This window comes from Variovorax sp. J31P179 (genome assembly GCF_030316985.1).
Taxonomy (GTDB): domain Bacteria; phylum Pseudomonadota; class Gammaproteobacteria; order Burkholderiales; family Burkholderiaceae_C; genus Variovorax; species Variovorax ginsengisoli_B.
The window spans coordinates 336,472-353,636 of record NZ_JASZYL010000003.1 but is presented as its reverse complement, the minus strand read 5'-3'; the positions used below and the strand labels follow the sequence as shown (position 1 = coordinate 353,636).

The following is a 17,165-nucleotide window of genomic DNA, read 5'->3' as shown; positions in this document are numbered from 1 at the left end:
GATTGCTACAAGAACTGGCTCGGGGGTCGATCCTAAGCCGGGTCGGAGCGGCAGAATGGCGATACAGAGACAAGATTTGTCGAATTCATGCCGCCCATCGCTGCCCCTTCCGCGACCGACCGCGCTCCCGGCTCCGCACCCGCCAACAGCGTCGGCCCGCTCACGCCGCATCTCTACGCGCCCGATGCGCTGCGTCCGTTGCGGGCCAAGGAGCACTTCCTCAACGCCGACACGCAGGTCGAGCTGCACCAGCATCCCTGGCCGCAGCTGACCTTCTCGACCCGGGGCGTGATCCGCCTGAGCACCGAGGACGGCAGCTACATCGTGCCGCCCTCGCGCGCCCTCTGGGTACCAGCCGACATCCCGCACAGCATCTCGCTGATCGAGGATGCCGAGCTGCGCACCGTCTACCTCCACAGCTGGCTCGGCCCGGCCTGGGAGCGCTGCGAGGTGCTCGAGATCAGTCCGCTGCTGCGCGCGCTGATGCTGGCGCTGGACACCACGCCCGACGGGCTGCCGCCGGCCGACCCGCACGCCGCCCAGCGCGAGCGCTGGATCGCGCCGCTGCTGGTCGACGAGCTCGAGCGCGCCACCCAGATCCGCATCGACGTGCCGCTTCCCACCGACAAGCGCCTGCGCCAGCTGTGCGAGGCGCTGCTGCGCAATCCGGCCAACCGGGCCACGCTGGCCGAGCGGGCGCAGCAGATCGGCGCCAGCGAGCGCACCGTGGCGCGGCTCTTTCGCGACCAGCTCGGCATGAGCTGGCAGCAGTGGCGCCAGCAGGCGGTGCTGGCCCATGCGCTGCCGCTGCTGGCGCGCGGCATGGCGGTGAGCCTGGTGGCCTCGGCCAGCGGCTACGCCACCGACAGCGCCTTCTGCGCGATGTTCAAGGCCGCCACCGGGCAGTCCCCGACCGCCTTCCAGCACAAGAAGCGCGGCTGACGCCCGGGCCTCATCCGAGCAGGCGCAGCAGCTTCATCATGCGGCGGAACCTCTCGCCGTAGGGCGGGTAGATCATCGCGCCGGCCGACCAGCGCGACTGCTCCAGCACCGCCTTCTGCTGGGTGAAGCGCAGGAAGCCGGCCTCGCCGTGGTAGGCGCCCCAGCCGCTTTCGCCGACGCCGCCGAACGGCAGGTTGTCGTGCACGATGTGCATCAATGTGTCGTTGACCGTCACGCCGCCGCTCACGGTGCGCGCCAGCACGCGGTCGCGGGCCGCCGTGTCGGTGCCGAACCAGTAGAGCGCCAGCGGCCGCGGACGGGCATTGACGTAGCGGATCGCCTCGTCGCCATCGTCGCAGGGCAGCACCGGCAGGATGGGGCCGAAGATTTCCTCGCGCAGCAGCCGCAGCCCGGCGTCCGGACCGATGACGAGCGCCGGCGCCAGCTGGCGCGAGCCCGGCGGCCCGGCAGCGGCCGCCTGCTCGATGCGGGCGCCGCTGTCCTTCGCCTCCTGGAGCAGCGCACGCAGGCGCGCCAGGTGGCCCTCGCCCAGGATCGATGCGTAGTCTGGATTGCCGTCGAAGCGCGGGAACAGCCGTGTCACCGCGCGCTGCCAGGCGGCCGCGAAGGCATCCTCGCGGCCGCGCGGCAGCAGCACATAGTCGGGTGCGATGCAGGTCTGGCCCGCATTGAGCAGCTTGCCGTGCGCGATGCGCAGCGCCGCCTCTTCGAGGTCGGCCGAGGCATCGACGATGCACGGCGACTTGCCGCCCAGCTCGAGCGTGGTCGGCGTCAGGTTGGCCGCCGCGGCCTGCGCCACCTTGCGGCCGACCGCGGTCGAGCCGGTGAAGAACAGGTGGTCGAAGGGCAGGCTCGCGAAGCGCGCGGCGACGTCCGCATCGCCCTGCACCACGGTGAATTCCTGCGGGGCGAAAGCCTGCGCGACCAACTCGGCCAGCAGCGCCGAGGTGCGCGGCGTGAGCTCGCTCGGCTTGAGCATCACGCGGTTGCCCGCCGCCAGCGCGGTCGCCGCCGGCCCGAGCGACAGCTGAAGCGGATAGTTCCAGGGCGAGATCACGCCGACCACGCCCAGCGGCTGGCGCTGGACGAAGGCCCGCGCGGGCTTCAGCTGCAGCGGCGTGCGCACGCGCACCGGCCGGCTCCAGGCTTCGAGGCGGTGCAGCAGCTGCTTGAGCAGGCTGCGCAGCACCAGCAGGTCGGCCACCTCGGTGAGCGCCGCGGAACGGACGCCGAAGTCGGCCTCGACCGCGGCCGAGATCGCTTCCCCGTGCTGGTCGAGCAGGCGCTGCACCCGCCGCACGCGATCGCGCCGCTCGGCGACCGACAAGTCGGCGGTCTCGCGGCTGGCCCGGTGCTGGGCATCGAAAAGGGATCGCAGTTCGGTCATGGAGGGAATCTACCTTGGCGCTTTCGTATCATCGGCGGGTGCATTCCCCAACACCCCGCGGACACCGCGCATGGCCCTGACCCGCGTCCAGCTCGAGCGCTGGCTCCCTTTCCTGACCTGGCCACGCCCCGACCGGGCCCTGCTCGTCAACGAGGCCGCGGCCGGCGTCACCGTCGCGCTGATGGTCATCCCGCAGGGCGTGGCGTACGCGGCGCTGGCGGGCATGCCGCTGGTGACCGGCGTCTACGCCGCGCTGCTGCCGGCCTTGGTCGCGCTGCTCTTCAGCTCCTCGGCCCGGCTGTCGGTCGGACCCACCGCGCTGACCAGCCTGCTGGTCGGCGCCTCGCTGGCGCCGCTGGCGATCCCGGGCAGCGCCGAATGGGTGGCCTACGCGGTCTGGCTCACGCTGCTGTCGGGACTGATGCAGGTCACGCTGGGCGCGGCCCGCTTCGGCTGGCTGCTGCGGATGGTCAATTCGCCGGTGCTGATGGGCTTCACGCAGGGCGCGGCGGTGCTGATCACGCTGTCGCAGCTGCCGGCCCTGCTGGGCTACACCGGCCGCTCGGTGGTCCAGCTGATGCACGGCCCGCTGCCCGACCTGGTCGCGATCGCCTTCGGGCTCGGCGGCATGGCGATGCTGTGGCTCGGCAAGCGGCTGGCGCCCAAGTTCCCGACCACCATGGCGCTGGTCGCGGCCGCCGCGGCGATCAGTGCCGCAGTCGGCTATGCGCTGAACGGCGGCGCGGTGATCGGCAAGCTGCCCGCGGGCCTGCCGCACTTCTACTGGCCGGGCGGCCTCACCGTCAACGAGCTCGGCAACCTCCTGCTGCCGGCCTTCCTGGTCACGCTGGTGAGCTTTCTGGAGACCGCATCGAGCGCCAAGGTCGACAACGCCCGCGCCGGCAAGCTCTGGAACGAGAACCAGGACCTGATCGGCCAGGGGCTGGGCAAGATCGCCTCGGGCCTGACCGGATCGTTCCCGACCAGCTCCTCGTTCTCGCGCTCGGCCATCACGCTGTACGCCGGCGCCAAGACCCAGTGGGCGACGCTGTTCAGCGTGGCCGTGGTGGCGGCCGCGCTGCTGTGGGCCATGCCGCTGCTCTACCACGTGCCGCAGGCGGTGCTGGCCGCGATCGTCGCCACCGCCACCATCGGCTTGCTGCGGCCTTCGGCCTTCGTGGCCCTGTGGCGGATCTCGCGCATCGAGGCCGCGATCGCGCTCGGCACCTTCGCGCTGACCATCGCCACCGCGCCGTCGATCTACTGGGGCGTGCTGGGCGGCCTGCTGGCGGCGCTGGCGCACTACATGTACCGCCACCTGCACCCGCGCATCATCGAGGTCGGCCTGCACCCGGACGGCAGCCTGCGCGACCGCCACCTGTGGCACCTGCCACCACTGGCGCCCGACCTGTACGCGCTGCGCATGGACGCCGAACTCGACTTCGCATCCGCCAGCACGCTGGAGCGCGCCATCACGGTGGCGCTGGCCCAGCGGCCCGGGCTGACCGACGTCTGCCTGTTCGCCTACCCGATCAACCGGATCGACATCACCGGCGCCGAGGTGTTCGGCAGCATCCGCCGCCTGCTGGAGTCGCAGGGCGTGCGGCTGCACATCTCGGGCCTGAAGCTGCCGGCGCAGCAGGTGCTCGAACGCGCCGGGCTGCTGGCGCCGGGGCCGATGCTGTTCAGCTACCGCACGGATGCGGAGGCGCTGGCGGCGCTGAGCCGGGTGCCGGCCCCGCAGCCCGCGGCCGAGATCACCGCCAGTTGACCTCCGGTCTGGGTACGGCTACGGGCAGCAGGCGCAGGCGCCGCCGTGCCTGAGCCGCCGGTAACCCGCGTCCTCGGCCGGTGCGGCGCGGCGGCGCTGTGGTCCCGCAGCAGGCACAGTGAGCGCGCGCCGCGACGGGGCCCCGCATGCCGGGCACGGCGCCGGCTGGTCGAACTGGGCCAGCGCCCGACGCGCGACGAAGGGGCCGCAGCGCTCGCAGGCGTAGTCGTAGCTGGGCATGGCCGCCGTGCTACCAGCCGCCCGATTCGCCGCGCGCCACGTAGCGGCCGCTGCCGGTCTTGCCGAGCCATCGGTCGCCGTCGACGATCAGTTCGCCGCGCAGCAGCACCTTGTGGACCCGTCCAGTGACGCCCTTGCCCTCGAACAGCGTGAAGTCGCAGTTGCCGTGCTGCGTGGCTGCCGAGATGACGTGCTGCGCTTCGGGGTCGAACAGCACCAGGTCGGCATCGCTGCCGACCGCGATGGTGCCCTTCTGCGGGAACAGGCCGAAGAGTTTCGACGGTGCCGTGGAAGTCAGCTCGACGAAGCGGTTGAGCGAGATCCGGCCGGCACGGACGCCACCGTCGTAGAGGGTCGCCATGCGCGTCTCGACGCCTGGCACGCCGTTGGGAATCTTCGAGAAATCGTTGCGGCCGTAGGGCTTCTGGTTGATGCGCCCCAGGTGCCCTTCCTTCATGCAGAAAGGGCAGTGGTCAGTCGACACCAGCTGCAGGTCGTCGGTGCGCAGCGCGGTCCACAGCGCCTGCTGCGACTCCTTGGAGCGCAGCGGCGGGCTCATCACGTAGCGCGCCAGGTCGAAGTCCTCGCTGTCGTAGGCGCTGTCGTCGAAGAACAGGTAGTGCGGGCAGGTCTCGGCGAACACCGGCACGCCCATGTCGCGGGCCTCGATCACATGCTTGAGCGCCTCCTTGGCGGAAAGGTGGACGAAGTACACGGGGGCCTCCGCGAGCTCCGCCAGCTTGATGCCGCGGTGCGTGGCCTCGCCTTCCATGATCGCCGGCCGCGTCAGCGCGTGGTACTTGGGCGCCGTGTGGCCCTGCGCCAGCGCCTCCTTGATGAGGAGCTCGATGATGGTGCCGTTCTCAGCATGCAGCGCGATCATGCCGCCATGCTGGCCGACCATCCGCATGGCCTGGAAGATGGCCGCGTCGTCGACCATCACCGAGCCCGGATAGGCCATGAACATCTTGAAGCTCGATACGCCCTCGTGCCGTATCGCATGCTGCATGTCGACCAGAGTCTGCTCGTCGACGCCGGTCACGATGACGTGGAAGCCGTAGTCGATGCAGGCGCCGTCGGCCCCCTTGGCGCGGGCCCGCTCGATCGCTTCGAGCACGCTCACCTCCTTGCGCTGGAAAGCGAAGTCGACGATCGTCGTCGTGCCGCCGAAGGCCGCCGAGCGCGTGCCCGACTCGAAGCTGTCGCAGGTGGTCGAGTCGCCGAAGGTGTTGTCCATGTGCGTATGGCAGTCCACGCCGCCAGGCAGCACCAGCATGCCGGCGGCATCGATCACCTCGACGTCGGCGCCGGCGGGGAGCGCACGGCCGATGGCGACGATGCGGCCGTCGTCGATCAGCAGGTCGGCCGTGTAGTCGTCGACGGCCGTGACGATGCGGCCGTTGCGGATCAGCTTCTGGGTCATGGGCAAGCTCCTGGTCGGGTTCGGTTCATGCGGGCACGCCGGCCTCGGCCAGCGCAGCTTCCAATGCAGCAATTTCCGCGCGCGGCAGCGGGCCGATCGGCGGGCGCATGGCGTCGCTCGGAAATCGGCCGAGCAACTTGAGGCAGGTCTTGAGCCGCGCCGTCGCGTAGCCGCCGGGGGCCGTCCCGTAGATCGCCTTGGCGAGCGGATAGATGCGATCGTTGAGACGGCGCGCCTCGGCGAGGTCGCCACGTCGGATCGCCCGGTCGAGGTCGATCACCAGCTCGGGCACGACCGCGGCCAGGCTCACCAGGCTGCCCTCGCTGCCGATCGCGAAGCAGGTCAGCAGGTGCTCGTCCCCCGAAGCCATCATCGCGACCTGCGGGGCGACGCGCTTCACCAGCCTGCGGTTGGCTTCGTAGGCGGCGGCTTCCCAGCTGCCTTCCTTGATGCCGACCACGTTCGGCAGCTGCGCGAGCTCGGCCAGGACCTCGGGGCGATAGGCCATCGTGCCGGCGTTGACGCCGGCCTGGTAGAGCATCAACGGCATCTGCGCGTTGGCGTTGGCGATCGCATGGTGCGTCACGGCCATGCGCGAATCCTGCGACAGGGCCCACGAGAACGGCGGAAACACCAGCACCGCATCGGCCCCGGCCGCCTTGGCGTCATCGACATGGCGCTGCGCCTCGACGCTGTCCTCGGCATTGATGCCGCAGACCAGCAGCGATCGCTGGCCGCACACTTCGAACGCGATCTCGGTTACCCGCCGCTTTTCATCGCGCGAGAGCGAGAAGTTCTCGCCGGCATGGCCGTTGATCAGCAGGCCCTTCATGCCGGGCACGAAGGCATTGGCCTCCAGGTGCCGCGCCAGCGTGGCCTCGTCGATGCGGCCGTCGTCGAGCAACGGGCACAGGGTGGCGGCATAGATGCCTTGGAAAGCGTCGGGTTGTCGAGGAATCATGGGAAGTGGAATCAAGCGCCGGGCATCGGCATGCCCAGCAGGCGGGAGGGATCGAAAAGTGGCAACTCGGGCTGCTGTCCGAGGATGTGCTGGGCCATGATCCGGCCCATGAACGGGCCGCTCGTGTAGCCCGAATGCGCGCTGCCGACCACGTAGGCCCGCGGTACGCCTGGAACATCGCCGATGATCGGCATCGCATCGGCGGTTTCGGCTTCGAGGCCGAGCCAGATGCGCGCGATGCGCGCCTCGGCGAGCGCCGGCACCGCATAGGCAGCCAGTCGCATGTTGCCGACCAGGTTCTGCGGCCGCGCTTCGAGGCCGCCGCGCTCGCGGTCGCCCTCGCCTTGCCAGCCGCCGCCGATCAGCACCGTGCCGTTGGCGAACTGCTTCAGCGACAGCAGGCCGTTGGCGACGCTCAGCACGGTGCGCATCACGGGCCGGATTCGCTCGGTGACGATCAGCTGGTTGATCAGCACCTTGATCGGGATCCGGACCCCCAGCCAGGCCAGCATGTTCTCGATCCACACGCCGCCGGCCAGAACGATGCGCGCCGCTCGCAGCGGCGCCCGGCCGCTGTCGTCACCGAATCGAACGACATGGCCGGCGTCGCCGGAATCGATCGACGCAACGGCTGCGTTCTCGATCACGTCGACGCCGGCCCGGACCAGCGCATGGCGGAAGGCGCGGCCCGTCAGGTAGGCGCTGGCGAAGCCGTCGATCTCGCAGTAGCCGGCCTTCAGCAGGCTCGGATGCACGCCGGGCTCGATCTCCCGCGCCCGGGCCGGCGTGATGACCTCGATCGGCGCACCGAAGGCGCGGCGCGCCTGGGCCCGCAGCTCGACCAGTTCGCATTCGGCCTCGGTGAAGGCCAGCGTGAGGCCCGGCACGCGGGTCGCGAGCACGCCCATGCCCAGCCACTTCTCGGCGTCCATCCACATCTGCCAGGCACGCATCGCGTAAGGCACCAGCGCCGCGCGGGTCATGTGCAGGGTCAGCGTGCCGGCATTGACGCCCGAGGCCTCGCGGCACAAGGGTCCGCGATCGACCACCGCGACCCGCATGCCGCCCTGCGCGAGATGCAGGGCGGTCGAGCAGCCCATGACGCCGCCGCCGATCACGACCGCGTCATAGGCGCCAGGGGAATGCGAGGTCGCGCTCACAGTGGTGCCGCCTTCGGAATCGGGATGTCGGCATAGGTGTAGTCGCCGGCGACTTCGGCGAGCGAGACCGGCCGCAGCGGCGCCCGGCCGGTGAAGCAGCCTGCGGCTTCGCGGCCGCCCACGTGAGCGGCCAGCAACGCGCCCGCGACGTCGCCGCAGGTGCGTCCCTGGCACGGCCCCATGCCGCAGCGCGTCCAGGCCTTGAGTTGATTCATGTCCCGCGCGCCGTCGCGTGCCGCGGCGTCGATCTCGGAGCGCGTCACGTCTTCGCAGCGGCAGACCACGGTGGCTGCCGGGATGGCGGCGACGGCGCCATCCCTCAATGCCATCAAGCCCGCCATCGCGCGGCCGAAACGGGCGGGCCTGCGCCATTCGGCAAACAGGCGATCGCGTGCCCGCGCATGGTCTTGCGCCGACAGTCGACCGAGGTCGAAGGCACAAGCCACCGCCGCCAGTTCGCCGTGGGCCCCGGCCGCGGCGGCGCCGGCGATGCCTGCACCGTCGCCGGCCACGTACAGCCCGGCCACCGAAGTGCGCCCTTCGGCATCCGCGTCCGCGATCCAGCCTCCGTGCGAGGCCTCGTAGCGATGGCGCGCACGCAACAGCCGCGTGACATCGGTGCCGGGCACCAGGCCGTGACCGACCGCCAGCGCATCGGCTTCGAAATCGGACGAAGATGCGCTCGCGATCGGCGCACCGCTGGCATCGACCTGCCGAGCCCGGATCCTGAAGCCATCGCCCAGGACCTCCGCCGACGCGATCCCATGGCGATAGAGCAGCGGCACGCCGGCCTTGCGAAGGGCGAGCTGCCATCGGGCACCCTGCCAGAGCAGATCCGGACGCGCGGCGAGCGAGGGCAAGGTCCGGAGCCAATCGGTCCGGCTGGCCAGGTCCAGCACCGCGGCCACTTCGCCGCCGGCCTTGAGGATGCCGTTCGCGACCGCCAGCAGCAATGGACCGCTGCCGGCGACCAGCGTGCGACGACCTGGCAGCATGTTCTGCGACTTGAGCAGGACGGTGGCCGCAGCCAGGCCAATGACGCCGGGCAAGGTCCAGCCCGGAAAAGGAATAACGCGCTCGGTCGTGCCGGTGGCGACGAGCAAGGCGCGCGGCTGCCAGCTGCACACGCCGTCGGGTCCGATCAGGTCGGTGCGAAGACTGCGGCCCACGTTCCAGACCTTGTGGCCGAACAGGCAGCGCACGCCGGCGCCACGCAGTTCGGCCCGCAGGGCATCCCCTTGAACGGCCTCGGTGGAGGGTTGAACCCCGGCCGCCCGCGCGAAACCCGGAGGCAGCGGACGCCACACCTGTCCGCCCGCATCCGGGTTTTCGTCGACCAGTAGCACGCCGAGGCCGCAGGCCTGCGCGCGCAGCGCCGCGCGCGCGCCGGCCGGACCCGCCCCGATCACCAGCAGGTCGACCGCACCGGGCTGCGCTTCAACCAAGGCGCTGCTCCCGGAAGTCGAGCGTTTCAATCTCCAGGCCAGGCGTCACCGGCACCTGGCAGGCGGGCAGCTTGCGACTGCCGACCCACACCAGGCACTCCTGGCAGGAGCCCATGAGGCAGAACATGCCGCGCGGCGCGCCATCGCGCGGACTGCGCCGGAGTTCGCGCCGCCCGGCCGCGAACAGGGCCGCCGCAACGCTTTCACCCTCGAAGGCATCGACGCTGCAGCCGTCGGCCAGGAAGCGCAGCGCAGGGCCGCGCCGCACGGACTGGTCGGCGCGCAGCACCGGCGCTGCAGAAGATGGACTTGGTGTCATGAGGAAGAAGTCTTGGGAGCCATCGAACAGGGAGCGCATGCTCGAACTGGACCGCTCCGAGTTTATTGTATACATTTCATATATAGACGTTATATTTTTTGCCGACAAACTGTAAACTGGCATTCGTCTTGCGTTCGTTGTCCCCCGCACTCGGGCCGCATCGGCAGCCCGGTTCCACCTTCAACCTCTAGGAGTTCTTCTCGATGAAGCAAACAAGGAACGCCATCCGCCGCAGCCTGCTGGTGGCCGGATCGCTCGCACTGGGCTCGACGCTGCTGGGCCTCTCGGCCGCGGCGACGGCGCGCACGCTCGATGAAATCGTGGCCAGCAAGAAGATCGTGATCGGCGTCAACCCGACCCTGCCCCCGCTCGGCATCTTCAACGACAAGAACGAGATCGACGGCTTCGATGTCGACATCGCCCGCAAGCTCGGCGAACTGCTCGGCGTCAAGACCGAGATCGTGCAGGTCGGCTCGCCCGACCGCATCCCCTTCGTGAGCAGCGGCAAGATCGACGCCGTGCTCGGCGCCATGACGATCACGGCCGAGCGCCAGAAGGTGATCGACTTCACCGTCCCGCTGCACACCGAGGTGCTGGGCGTGCTGACCACCAAGGCCAAGCCCTACAAGGACTGGATGGAGCTCAACGACCCGGCGGTGAAGCTGGTCGAAGTGCGCGGCGCCACTCCCGTGAAGCTGGTGCAGGAGAAGCTGCCCAAGGCCCAGTTGCTGCTGCTCGACAACTACCCGGACGCGGTGCGCGCCATCGCCCAGGGCCGGGCCGACGCGATGATCGACGTGATGGACTTCATGACCGAGCACACCGCCAAGCACAAGGTCGACTGGCGCATCGTCGATGCGCCGATCGAGGTCTATTTCTGCGCCATCGGCGTGCAGAAGGGCAACGATGCGCTGCGCGAGAAGCTCAACGGCGCCATCAAGGACATGCACAAGAGCGGTTTCGTGGACGAACGCTGGAAGAAGTGGTTCGGCGGCCCGATGCTGCACGACCCGCGCTCCGCACCGAGCTACAAGTAAGGTCGCGGCCGACGGTTCCGGCGCCGCCGGCAGCCAGCCTGCCGGCGGCGCCGATCATTCAAGCCCTCGACTCCCCATGCAATTCGACTTCACACCGGTTCTCGAACGACTGCCCTACCTGGTCGGCGGCGCCTGGCTGAGCCTGCAGATCGCCTTCCTGGCGTTCGCCCTGGGCATGCTACTCGGCTTGGCGGGCGCCTCGGTGCGCGCCTACGGCCCGCGCTGGGCGCGCCGCCTGGTCGGCGCCTATGTGGTGTTCTTCACCAACACGCCGCAGCTGATCCAGATCTTCTTCATCTTCTTCGCGCTGCCCGACGCCGGCATCGTGCTGTCGCCCTACCAGGCGGTGCTGATCGGCATGACGCTCAATGCCGGTGCATACCTCACCGAGATCCAGCGCGCGGGCTTCGAATCGGTGCGCCGGCCCGAACTCGAGGCGGCCGAGACGCTGGGCTTCTCGCGCATCCAGACCATTCGCTACGTGATCCTGCCGCACATCGTGCGCGTGCTGTTCCCGCCGCTCTCCAACCAGTACATCCTGATGACGCTCGGTACCTCGATGGCGGCCGTGTTCGGCGTCGAGGAGCTCACCGGGCGGGCCTACAACATCAACTCGGAGACCTTCCGCTCGATCGAGGTGTTCTCGGTTGCCGCGATGCTCTACATCGCGATCACGCTGATCGCCACCCTGTCGCTCGCCTTCGTCGGGAAGCGCTTCTTCCGCGCCAAGATGAGGTGGTTCTGATGCTCGAACAGATCATCCAGGAGCTGCCGCGCTTTTTCAGCTACTACAACCTGGTCTTCTTCGCCAAGGCGCTGGGCGTCACCTTCGCCCTGTCGGCCATCGGCTGCATCGTCGGCTTCTCGCTCGGCTTCCTGCTGGCGGCGGTGCGGCTCGGCCGCCGGCCTGCGGGCCGGCCGCTGCGCGTGGCGGCCACGGTCTTCATCGAGCTGTTCAGGCGCATCCCGTTCCTGGTCACGCTGATGCTGGTTTTCTTCATCTTCCAGGGGCTCGACGCCGACCTCGCGATGTTCACCGTGGCCCTGATCAGCGTCTGCCTGATCGCCACCGCCTTCATCGCCGAGATCGTGCGCAGCGGTCTCGAATCGGTGCACCAGAACCAATGGGACGCCGCCGAGACGATGAACTTCAGCTACCTCCAGACGCTGCGCCTCGTGATCGTGCCGCAGGCCTGGAAGATCATCCTGCCGCCGGTCTTCGGCTTTTTCGTCCTGTTCATCAAGGACACCGCGCTCGCTTCCCAGATCGGCGTGGTCGAGCTGGCCTTCGCCGGCAAGACGATGAACAACAAGGGCTTCTCGGCCACACTGGTCTACGGCACGGTGCTGGCTCTTTATTTCATGCTGTCCTATCCGCTGGCCCGGTTCGGCAAACACCTGGAGAACAAGCTTGCCCCAACTCGAAATCGTTGACCTCGAGGCCAACTACGGCACCCACACCGTACTCGAGCGCATCAACCTGTCGGTCGACAAGGGCGAGATCGTCAGTCTCATCGGCCCCTCGGGCTCGGGCAAGAGCACCTTGCTGCGCGTGCTGATGGGCCTGCTGCCGCCCATTGCCGGCCAGGTGCGCATCGACGGCCAGGCGCTCGACTACAACGACCGCGAACAGCTGCGCCGGATCCGCTCGCAGATGGCGATCGTGTTCCAGCAGTACAACCTGTTCCAGAACATGAGCGTGCTCGACAACGTGACGGTCGCGCCGATCAAGGTCAAGGGGCGGCCGCGCAAGCAGGTCGAGGCGTATGCGATCCAACTGCTCGAGAAGGTCGGCATGGGCGCGAAGCTCAAGTCCTATCCCGACCAGCTTTCGGGCGGCCAGCAGCAGCGCGTGGCGATCGCACGGGCGCTGGCCCTGCAGCCCGGCATCCTGCTGCTCGACGAGGTCACCGCGGCACTCGACCCCGAGCTCGTCAATGAAGTGCTGGACACGGTGCGATTGCTGGCCGCCGAGGGCATGACGATGTTCATCGTCTCGCACGAAATGGGCTTCGTGCGCGAGGTGTCGAGCAAGGTCGTGTTCATGGACGGCGGGCAGGTGGTCGAGATCGGCGGTCCGAAGCAGATCTTCGACCAGCCGCGCGAGGCCCGCACGCGCGAGTTCGTCGGCAAGATCCTGCGCCACTGAGGCGCCGCCGGCCGGCCTACTGCGCGAATTCGGTCACCAGCCCGTTGCTGAGCCTCGACAAGGTGTAGCGGGCCAGGTTGCGCAGGTGCGCGACCACCGCATCCTCGGCCGCCTTCTCGTTGCCGGCGATGTAGGCGTCGAGGATGGCCAGGTGCTCGGTGCGGTCGTCCTCGATGCGGCTGAACGGGTCGACCACCTCGAACAGACGGCACAGCACGCGCAGATGCGCGATGGTGTCGGCCAGCATCGCGTTGCCCGAGGCGCGCGCGAACAGGCCATGGATCTGGTCATCGGCCTGCCAGTGGCTCGAGCCCTGCTGGCTCGAATCCGAGCCCAGGATGGCGCTGCGCAAGGCCTGTACCTGGTCCGGCGGCACGCGTCCCATTGCCAGCGAGACGGCCTGCGATTCGAGCCGCTCGCGCACCTGCAGGCACTGGAAGTAATGCGACGCCGTGATCCGCCGCACCGCGTAGGAGCGGGCATTGGCGCGCACCAGCAGTCCTTCGCCCTCCAGCCGGAGCAAGGCCTCGCGCAGCGGCGTGCGAGACATCTGGAGTCGCTCGGCGAGCCGTCCCTCGACCAGCACTTCGCCGCCGATCAGCTCTCGCTGCAGGATCAGCCGACGCACGACGGCATAGGCCCGGTCGGTCAGGTTCGTCGAGGCCTCGCCGGCAGGGACGGGCGCGGATTTCGCGGGCGGCGCTTCCGACGGCGCGGGCTTGCGAGATCGCACGGTCTTGACCGGTGCCGCCGTCTTCCTGGCCTTCGCATGCGCCGGTGGCTTGGACGCGACTTTGGACTTCATATGATTTGTCTACAAACTGTGTGCAATCGAACCGGGAACCACAGCATACGGGGTTCTCCGCCCCCGTGCCACTGGGTGCTCAGTCCTTGACCGGCCCGCGCAAGCTCTTGATCTCCGAGCGCTGGCTCTTGCCCGCCAGCCGTCGCTGCTTCGAGCCGTAGCTCGGCTTGGTGGCGCGCCGCACGCGCGGCGCCACGGCGACGCCGTCGACCAGTTCCTGCAGCCGCGCCAGCGCATCGGCGCGGTTCATGTCCTGGCTGCGGTGCTTCTGCGCCTTCAGCACCAGCACGCCTTCCTGCGTGATGCGGCTGTCGCGCAGGGCCAGCAGCCGTTCCTTGACGTCTTCAGGCAGCGAACTGGCGGGAATGTCGAAGCGCAGATGCACCGCGCTCGAGACCTTGTTGACGTTCTGGCCGCCAGCGCCCTGCGCGCGGATGGCGCTGAACTCGACTTCGAGCGGTTCGACGAGGACGGGCGGGCGCGGCGTGGACATCCGCTATTTTGACCGGCCCCGGGGTGTCAGTCGTCGCGCGACACCGGCCGCGCCTGCACGTCGGTGACCACACCCGGATCGCGCAGGCGCACCGGGGCATCGGCCGCCTGCCCCTGGGCCCGGGCGCCCGCGACGTCGGCCGCCGTCGGCTCGGCCGGCCGGCCCGCGGCGCGAAAGCGGTCGAAGCCGCCGCGCGGGTCGAAGCGCATGACCCACGGCTGCACCGGCTTGCCGGTCAGGCGGGCCCAGGCGTAGCGCAGCCCCCAGACGGCCGCCAGCAGCAGCACGGCGACCGCCAGGCTGGCCGCGAAGACCAGGCCCAGCATGAACAAGACCAGACGGAGAAAGAAGTTCAGCATCGTGCTTAGGCTATCGCTCCGGCGCTGGGTTCCCGGTCATTGCTGAACGTGAACTGCCCCGGCGCCCGGATAGGATCGGTCCCGACGCTGATCGTGTCCTTGGGCCCGAAGCTGCCGTCGAGCAGCAGCTTCGACAACGGATTCTCGATCCGCTGCTGGATCGCCCGCTTCAGCGGCCGGGCACCGAACACCGGGTCGAAGCCGACCTTTGCGATCTCGGCCAGCGCCGCCGGCGACACCTCCAGCCCCAGGTCCATCTTGGCCAGGCGGTCCTTCAGCACCTTGAGCTGGATCGCCGCGATCGCCTCGATGTTCTTGGCGTCGAGCGCGTGGAACACCACGGTCTCGTCGATGCGGTTCAGGAACTCGGGCCTGAAGTAGTTCTTGAGCTCGTCCCAGACCGCTTCCTTGATCTCCTCGGTCGGCTTGCCGACCATCGACTGGATGATCGGCGAGCCGATGTTGCTGGTCATCACGATCACCGTGTTCTTGAAGTTCACGGTGCGGCCCTGGCCATCGGTCAGGCGGCCGTCGTCGAGCACCTGCAGCAGCACGTTGAAGACGTCCGGATGGGCCTTCTCGACCTCGTCGAGCAGGAGCACGCTGTAGGGCTTGCGGCGCACCGCCTCGGTCAGGTAGCCGCCTTCTTCGTAGCCCACGTAGCCCGGCGGCGCGCCGATCAGGCGGGCGACCGAATGTTTCTCCATGAACTCGCTCATGTCGACGCGGATCAGGTGGTCCTCGCTGTCGAACAGGAAGCCCGCCAGCGCCTTGCACAGCTCGGTCTTGCCCACGCCCGTGGGGCCGAGGAACAGGAACGAGCCGGTCGGGCGGTTCGGGTCCGACAGGCCCGAGCGCGAACGGCGGATCGCGTTGGCGACCGCACCGATGGCCTCGTCCTGGCCGACCACGCGCTCATGCAGCTTGCCTTCCATCATGAGCAGCTTGTCGCGCTCGCCCTGCATCAGCTTGGACACCGGGATGCCGGTGGCGCGTGCGACCACCTCGGCGATCTCCTCGGCGCCGACCTGCGTGCGCAGCAACGTAGGCGCGCTCGACTTGCCCTTGCTGGCCTCGGTGTCCTGCGCTTCCTTGAGCCGCTTCTCGAGGCCCGGCAGCTTCCCGTACTGCAGCTCCGCGACCTTGTTGAAGTCGCCCTTGCTGGTGAATTCGGCGATCTGGAACTTGATCTTGTCGATCTCTTCGCGGATCTGCGCGCTGCCCTGGGCCTGGGCCTTCTCGGCCTGCCAGACCTCGTCGAGGTCGGCAATCTCCTTCTGCAGCTTCGCGATGTCGTCCTCGATCAGGCCGAAGCGCTTCTGCGAGGCCTCGTCTTTCTCGCGGCGCACGGCTTCGCGCTCGATCTGCAGCTGGATCAGGCGGCGGTCGAGCCGGTCCATGACCTCGGGCTTGGAGTCCATCTCGATCTTGATCTTGGCCGCCGCCTCGTCGATCAGGTCGATCGCCTTGTCGGGCAGGAAGCGGTCGGTGATGTAGCGGTCGGACAGCTCGGCCGCGGCGACGATCGCCGGGTCGGTGATGTCGACGCCGTGGTGGACTTCGTACTTTTCCTTCAGGCCGCGCAGGATCGCGACCGTGGCCTCGACGCTCGGCTCGCCCACGAGGATCTTCTGGAAGCGGCGCTCCAGCGCGGCGTCCTTCTCGATGTACTTGCGGTATTCGTCGAGCGTGGTGGCGCCGACGCAGTGCAGCTCGCCGCGCGCCAGGGCGGGCTTGAGCATGTTGCCGGCGTCCATCGCGCCTTCGGCCTTGCCGGCGCCGACCATGGTGTGCAGTTCGTCGATGAAGACGATGGTCTGGCCTTCGTCCTTGGCGAGCTCGTTGAGCACGGTCTTGAGCCGCTCCTCGAATTCGCCGCGGAACTTGGCACCGGCCAGCAGCGCCGCCATGTCGAGCGACAGCACGCGCTTGCCCTTGAGCGAATCGGGCACCTCGCCGGCGACGATGCGCTGGGCCAGGCCCTCGACGATCGCCGTCTTGCCGACACCCGGCTCGCCGATCAGCACCGGGTTGTTCTTGGTGCGGCGCTGCAGCACCTGGATCGCGCGGCGGATTTCCTCGTCGCGGCCGATCACCGGGTCGAGCTTGCCCAGGCGGGCGCGCTCGGTGAGGTCGAGGCAGTATTTCTTGAGGGCTTCGCGCTGGCCTTCGGCGTCGGCGCTGTTGACCCCCTGGCCGCCGCGCACCGCATCGATCGCGGCCTCGAGCGACTTGCGCGTCACGCCATTGCTGCGCGCGAGGTTGCCGATGTCGGCCTTGCTGTCGGCCAGCGCGAGCAGGAACAGTTCGCTGGCAATGAACTGGTCGTTGCGCTTGATCGATTCCTTCTCGGTCGCCTGCAGCAGCTTGCCGAGTTCGGGGCCGACCTGCACCTGGTCATGGCCCTCGACCTTCGGCAGCTTCTTGATCGCCGCCTCGGCGGCCTGCAGCAGGCCCGGCACATTGGCGCCGGCGCGCTCGAGCAGCGCACGCGGGCCGTCGTCCTGGCGCAGCATCGCGACCAGCAAGTGGGCCGGTTCGATATAAGCGTTGTCGTTGCCCAGCGCGAGCGACTGCGAGTCGGCGAGGGCTTCCTGGAACTTGGTGGTGAGTTTGTCTTGTCGCATGGCTTGATTCCTGCATTCAAAATAGG

17 protein-coding genes are annotated in these 17,165 nt (G+C 68.9%); 6 read left to right on the top strand and 11 right to left on the bottom strand.

Going from position 1 to position 17,165, the window contains the following annotated elements; genetic code table 11:
• The first annotated feature begins 87 nt into the window (after positions 1 to 87).
• Positions 88 to 942 carry an AraC family transcriptional regulator gene (locus QTI17_RS09855; protein WP_286532780.1) on the top strand — a complete coding sequence of 285 codons (855 nt, stop codon included), beginning with the start codon at positions 88 to 90 and terminating at the stop codon, positions 940 to 942.
• Positions 943 to 952: 10 nt separating this feature from the next.
• On the opposite strand, the gene QTI17_RS09850 is transcribed toward QTI17_RS09855, so the two are convergent.
• Positions 953 to 2,350: a coniferyl aldehyde dehydrogenase gene (locus QTI17_RS09850; protein WP_286532778.1), complete on the bottom strand. Its 1,398-nt coding sequence runs from the start codon at positions 2,348 to 2,350 to the stop codon at positions 953 to 955.
• Positions 2,351 to 2,420: 70 nt separating this feature from the next.
• On the opposite strand from QTI17_RS09850, the gene QTI17_RS09845 reads away from it, so the two are divergent.
• Positions 2,421 to 4,121 (top strand): SulP family inorganic anion transporter, encoded by a 1,701-nt coding sequence (locus QTI17_RS09845; RefSeq protein WP_286532776.1) that lies wholly within the window; start codon positions 2,421 to 2,423, stop codon positions 4,119 to 4,121.
• Positions 4,122 to 4,139: 18 nt separating this feature from the next.
• Here the strand turns inward: QTI17_RS09845 and QTI17_RS09840 are convergent, their stop codons facing one another.
• The 6 genes from QTI17_RS09840 to QTI17_RS09815 are packed head-to-tail and all read right to left on the bottom strand — an operon-like array spanning position 4,140 to position 9,669.
• A complete protein-coding gene (locus QTI17_RS09840) occupies positions 4,140 to 4,361 on the bottom strand; it encodes an FmdB family zinc ribbon protein (protein WP_286532775.1) in 222 nt (73 codons plus the stop codon).
• A 10-nt stretch (positions 4,362 to 4,371) separates the two neighbouring features.
• Positions 4,372 to 5,784, bottom strand: a complete 1,413-nt coding sequence (hydA, locus tag QTI17_RS09835) for a dihydropyrimidinase (protein ID WP_286532770.1) — start codon at positions 5,782 to 5,784, stop codon at positions 4,372 to 4,374.
• A gap of 25 nt (positions 5,785 to 5,809) precedes the next feature.
• Entirely contained in the window at positions 5,810 to 6,745 is a 936-nt protein-coding gene (locus tag QTI17_RS09830) for a dihydrodipicolinate synthase family protein (protein ID WP_286532766.1), read from the bottom strand.
• 11 nt (positions 6,746 to 6,756) lie between these two features.
• Positions 6,757 to 7,905, bottom strand: coding sequence for an NAD(P)/FAD-dependent oxidoreductase (locus QTI17_RS09825; RefSeq protein WP_286532764.1), 1,149 nt, complete (start codon positions 7,903 to 7,905; stop codon positions 6,757 to 6,759).
• Positions 7,902 to 9,350 carry an FAD/NAD(P)-dependent oxidoreductase gene (locus tag QTI17_RS09820; protein ID WP_286532763.1) on the bottom strand — a complete coding sequence of 483 codons (1,449 nt, stop codon included), beginning with the start codon at positions 9,348 to 9,350 and terminating at the stop codon, positions 7,902 to 7,904. Before QTI17_RS09820 ends, QTI17_RS09825 begins: the two co-directional genes overlap by 4 nt.
• The gene (locus tag QTI17_RS09815) at positions 9,343 to 9,669 is read right to left on the bottom strand and encodes a (2Fe-2S)-binding protein (protein ID WP_286532760.1); all 327 of its coding nucleotides are present in this window, start codon (positions 9,667 to 9,669) and stop codon (positions 9,343 to 9,345) included. The genes QTI17_RS09820 and QTI17_RS09815 overlap by 8 nt, the downstream gene beginning before the upstream one ends.
• A 203-nt stretch (positions 9,670 to 9,872) precedes the next feature.
• Between QTI17_RS09815 and QTI17_RS09810 the strand changes: the two genes are divergently transcribed.
• From QTI17_RS09810 to QTI17_RS09795, 4 genes are all read left to right on the top strand, one after another.
• Positions 9,873 to 10,706 carry a transporter substrate-binding domain-containing protein gene (locus QTI17_RS09810; RefSeq protein ID WP_286532758.1) on the top strand — a complete coding sequence of 278 codons (834 nt, stop codon included), beginning with the start codon at positions 9,873 to 9,875 and terminating at the stop codon, positions 10,704 to 10,706.
• A gap of 76 nt (positions 10,707 to 10,782) precedes the next feature.
• Positions 10,783 to 11,451, top strand: a complete 669-nt coding sequence (locus tag QTI17_RS09805; RefSeq protein ID WP_286532756.1) for an amino acid ABC transporter permease — start codon at positions 10,783 to 10,785, stop codon at positions 11,449 to 11,451.
• Positions 11,451 to 12,140 carry an amino acid ABC transporter permease gene (locus QTI17_RS09800; protein ID WP_286532754.1) on the top strand — a complete coding sequence of 230 codons (690 nt, stop codon included), beginning with the start codon at positions 11,451 to 11,453 and terminating at the stop codon, positions 12,138 to 12,140. Before QTI17_RS09805 ends, QTI17_RS09800 begins: the two co-directional genes overlap by 1 nt.
• A complete protein-coding gene (locus QTI17_RS09795) occupies positions 12,118 to 12,855 on the top strand; it encodes an amino acid ABC transporter ATP-binding protein (RefSeq protein ID WP_286532752.1) in 738 nt (245 codons plus the stop codon). Before QTI17_RS09800 ends, QTI17_RS09795 begins: the two co-directional genes overlap by 23 nt.
• A 16-nt stretch (positions 12,856 to 12,871) precedes the next feature.
• Here QTI17_RS09795 and QTI17_RS09790 read toward each other — a convergent pair whose 3' ends face one another.
• The 4 genes from QTI17_RS09790 to clpB form a co-directional block, all read right to left on the bottom strand.
• Positions 12,872 to 13,660 carry a GntR family transcriptional regulator gene (locus QTI17_RS09790; RefSeq protein ID WP_286532750.1) on the bottom strand — a complete coding sequence of 263 codons (789 nt, stop codon included), beginning with the start codon at positions 13,658 to 13,660 and terminating at the stop codon, positions 12,872 to 12,874.
• A gap of 79 nt (positions 13,661 to 13,739) precedes the next feature.
• Positions 13,740 to 14,153, bottom strand: coding sequence for an alternative ribosome rescue aminoacyl-tRNA hydrolase ArfB (gene arfB / locus QTI17_RS09785; RefSeq protein WP_286532749.1), 414 nt, complete (start codon positions 14,151 to 14,153; stop codon positions 13,740 to 13,742).
• A 26-nt stretch (positions 14,154 to 14,179) separates the two neighbouring features.
• Positions 14,180 to 14,512 (bottom strand): hypothetical protein, encoded by a 333-nt coding sequence (locus QTI17_RS09780; protein ID WP_286532747.1) that lies wholly within the window; start codon positions 14,510 to 14,512, stop codon positions 14,180 to 14,182.
• A 5-nt stretch (positions 14,513 to 14,517) separates the two neighbouring features.
• Complete coding sequence (clpB, locus tag QTI17_RS09775) at positions 14,518 to 17,139, bottom strand: ATP-dependent chaperone ClpB (protein ID WP_286532745.1); 2,622 nt, start codon at positions 17,137 to 17,139, stop codon at positions 14,518 to 14,520.
• Positions 17,140 to 17,165: the final 26 nt, after the last annotated feature.

What these genes read in the sequence shown, in the direction of transcription:
- QTI17_RS09810 (WP_286532758.1), top strand. Translation starts at nt 9,873, where the DNA reads ATGAAGCAAACAAGGAACGCCATCCGCCGCAGCCTGCTGGTGGCCGGA.
- QTI17_RS09780 (WP_286532747.1), bottom strand. Translation starts at nt 14,512, where the DNA reads ATGCTGAACTTCTTTCTCCGTCTGGTCTTGTTCATGCTGGGCCTGGTC.
- QTI17_RS09790 (WP_286532750.1), bottom strand. Translation starts at nt 13,660, where the DNA reads ATGAAGTCCAAAGTCGCGTCCAAGCCACCGGCGCATGCGAAGGCCAGG.
- QTI17_RS09800 (WP_286532754.1), top strand. Translation starts at nt 11,451, where the DNA reads ATGCTCGAACAGATCATCCAGGAGCTGCCGCGCTTTTTCAGCTACTAC.
- hydA (WP_286532770.1), bottom strand. Translation starts at nt 5,784, where the DNA reads ATGACCCAGAAGCTGATCCGCAACGGCCGCATCGTCACGGCCGTCGAC.
- clpB (WP_286532745.1), bottom strand. Translation starts at nt 17,139, where the DNA reads ATGCGACAAGACAAACTCACCACCAAGTTCCAGGAAGCCCTCGCCGAC.
- QTI17_RS09840 (WP_286532775.1), bottom strand. Translation starts at nt 4,361, where the DNA reads ATGCCCAGCTACGACTACGCCTGCGAGCGCTGCGGCCCCTTCGTCGCG.
- QTI17_RS09855 (WP_286532780.1), top strand. Translation starts at nt 88, where the DNA reads ATGCCGCCCATCGCTGCCCCTTCCGCGACCGACCGCGCTCCCGGCTCC.
- arfB (WP_286532749.1), bottom strand. Translation starts at nt 14,153, where the DNA reads ATGTCCACGCCGCGCCCGCCCGTCCTCGTCGAACCGCTCGAAGTCGAG.
- QTI17_RS09850 (WP_286532778.1), bottom strand. Translation starts at nt 2,350, where the DNA reads ATGACCGAACTGCGATCCCTTTTCGATGCCCAGCACCGGGCCAGCCGC.
- QTI17_RS09805 (WP_286532756.1), top strand. Translation starts at nt 10,783, where the DNA reads ATGCAATTCGACTTCACACCGGTTCTCGAACGACTGCCCTACCTGGTC.
- QTI17_RS09845 (WP_286532776.1), top strand. Translation starts at nt 2,421, where the DNA reads ATGGCCCTGACCCGCGTCCAGCTCGAGCGCTGGCTCCCTTTCCTGACC.
- QTI17_RS09830 (WP_286532766.1), bottom strand. Translation starts at nt 6,745, where the DNA reads ATGATTCCTCGACAACCCGACGCTTTCCAAGGCATCTATGCCGCCACC.
- QTI17_RS09815 (WP_286532760.1), bottom strand. Translation starts at nt 9,669, where the DNA reads ATGACACCAAGTCCATCTTCTGCAGCGCCGGTGCTGCGCGCCGACCAG.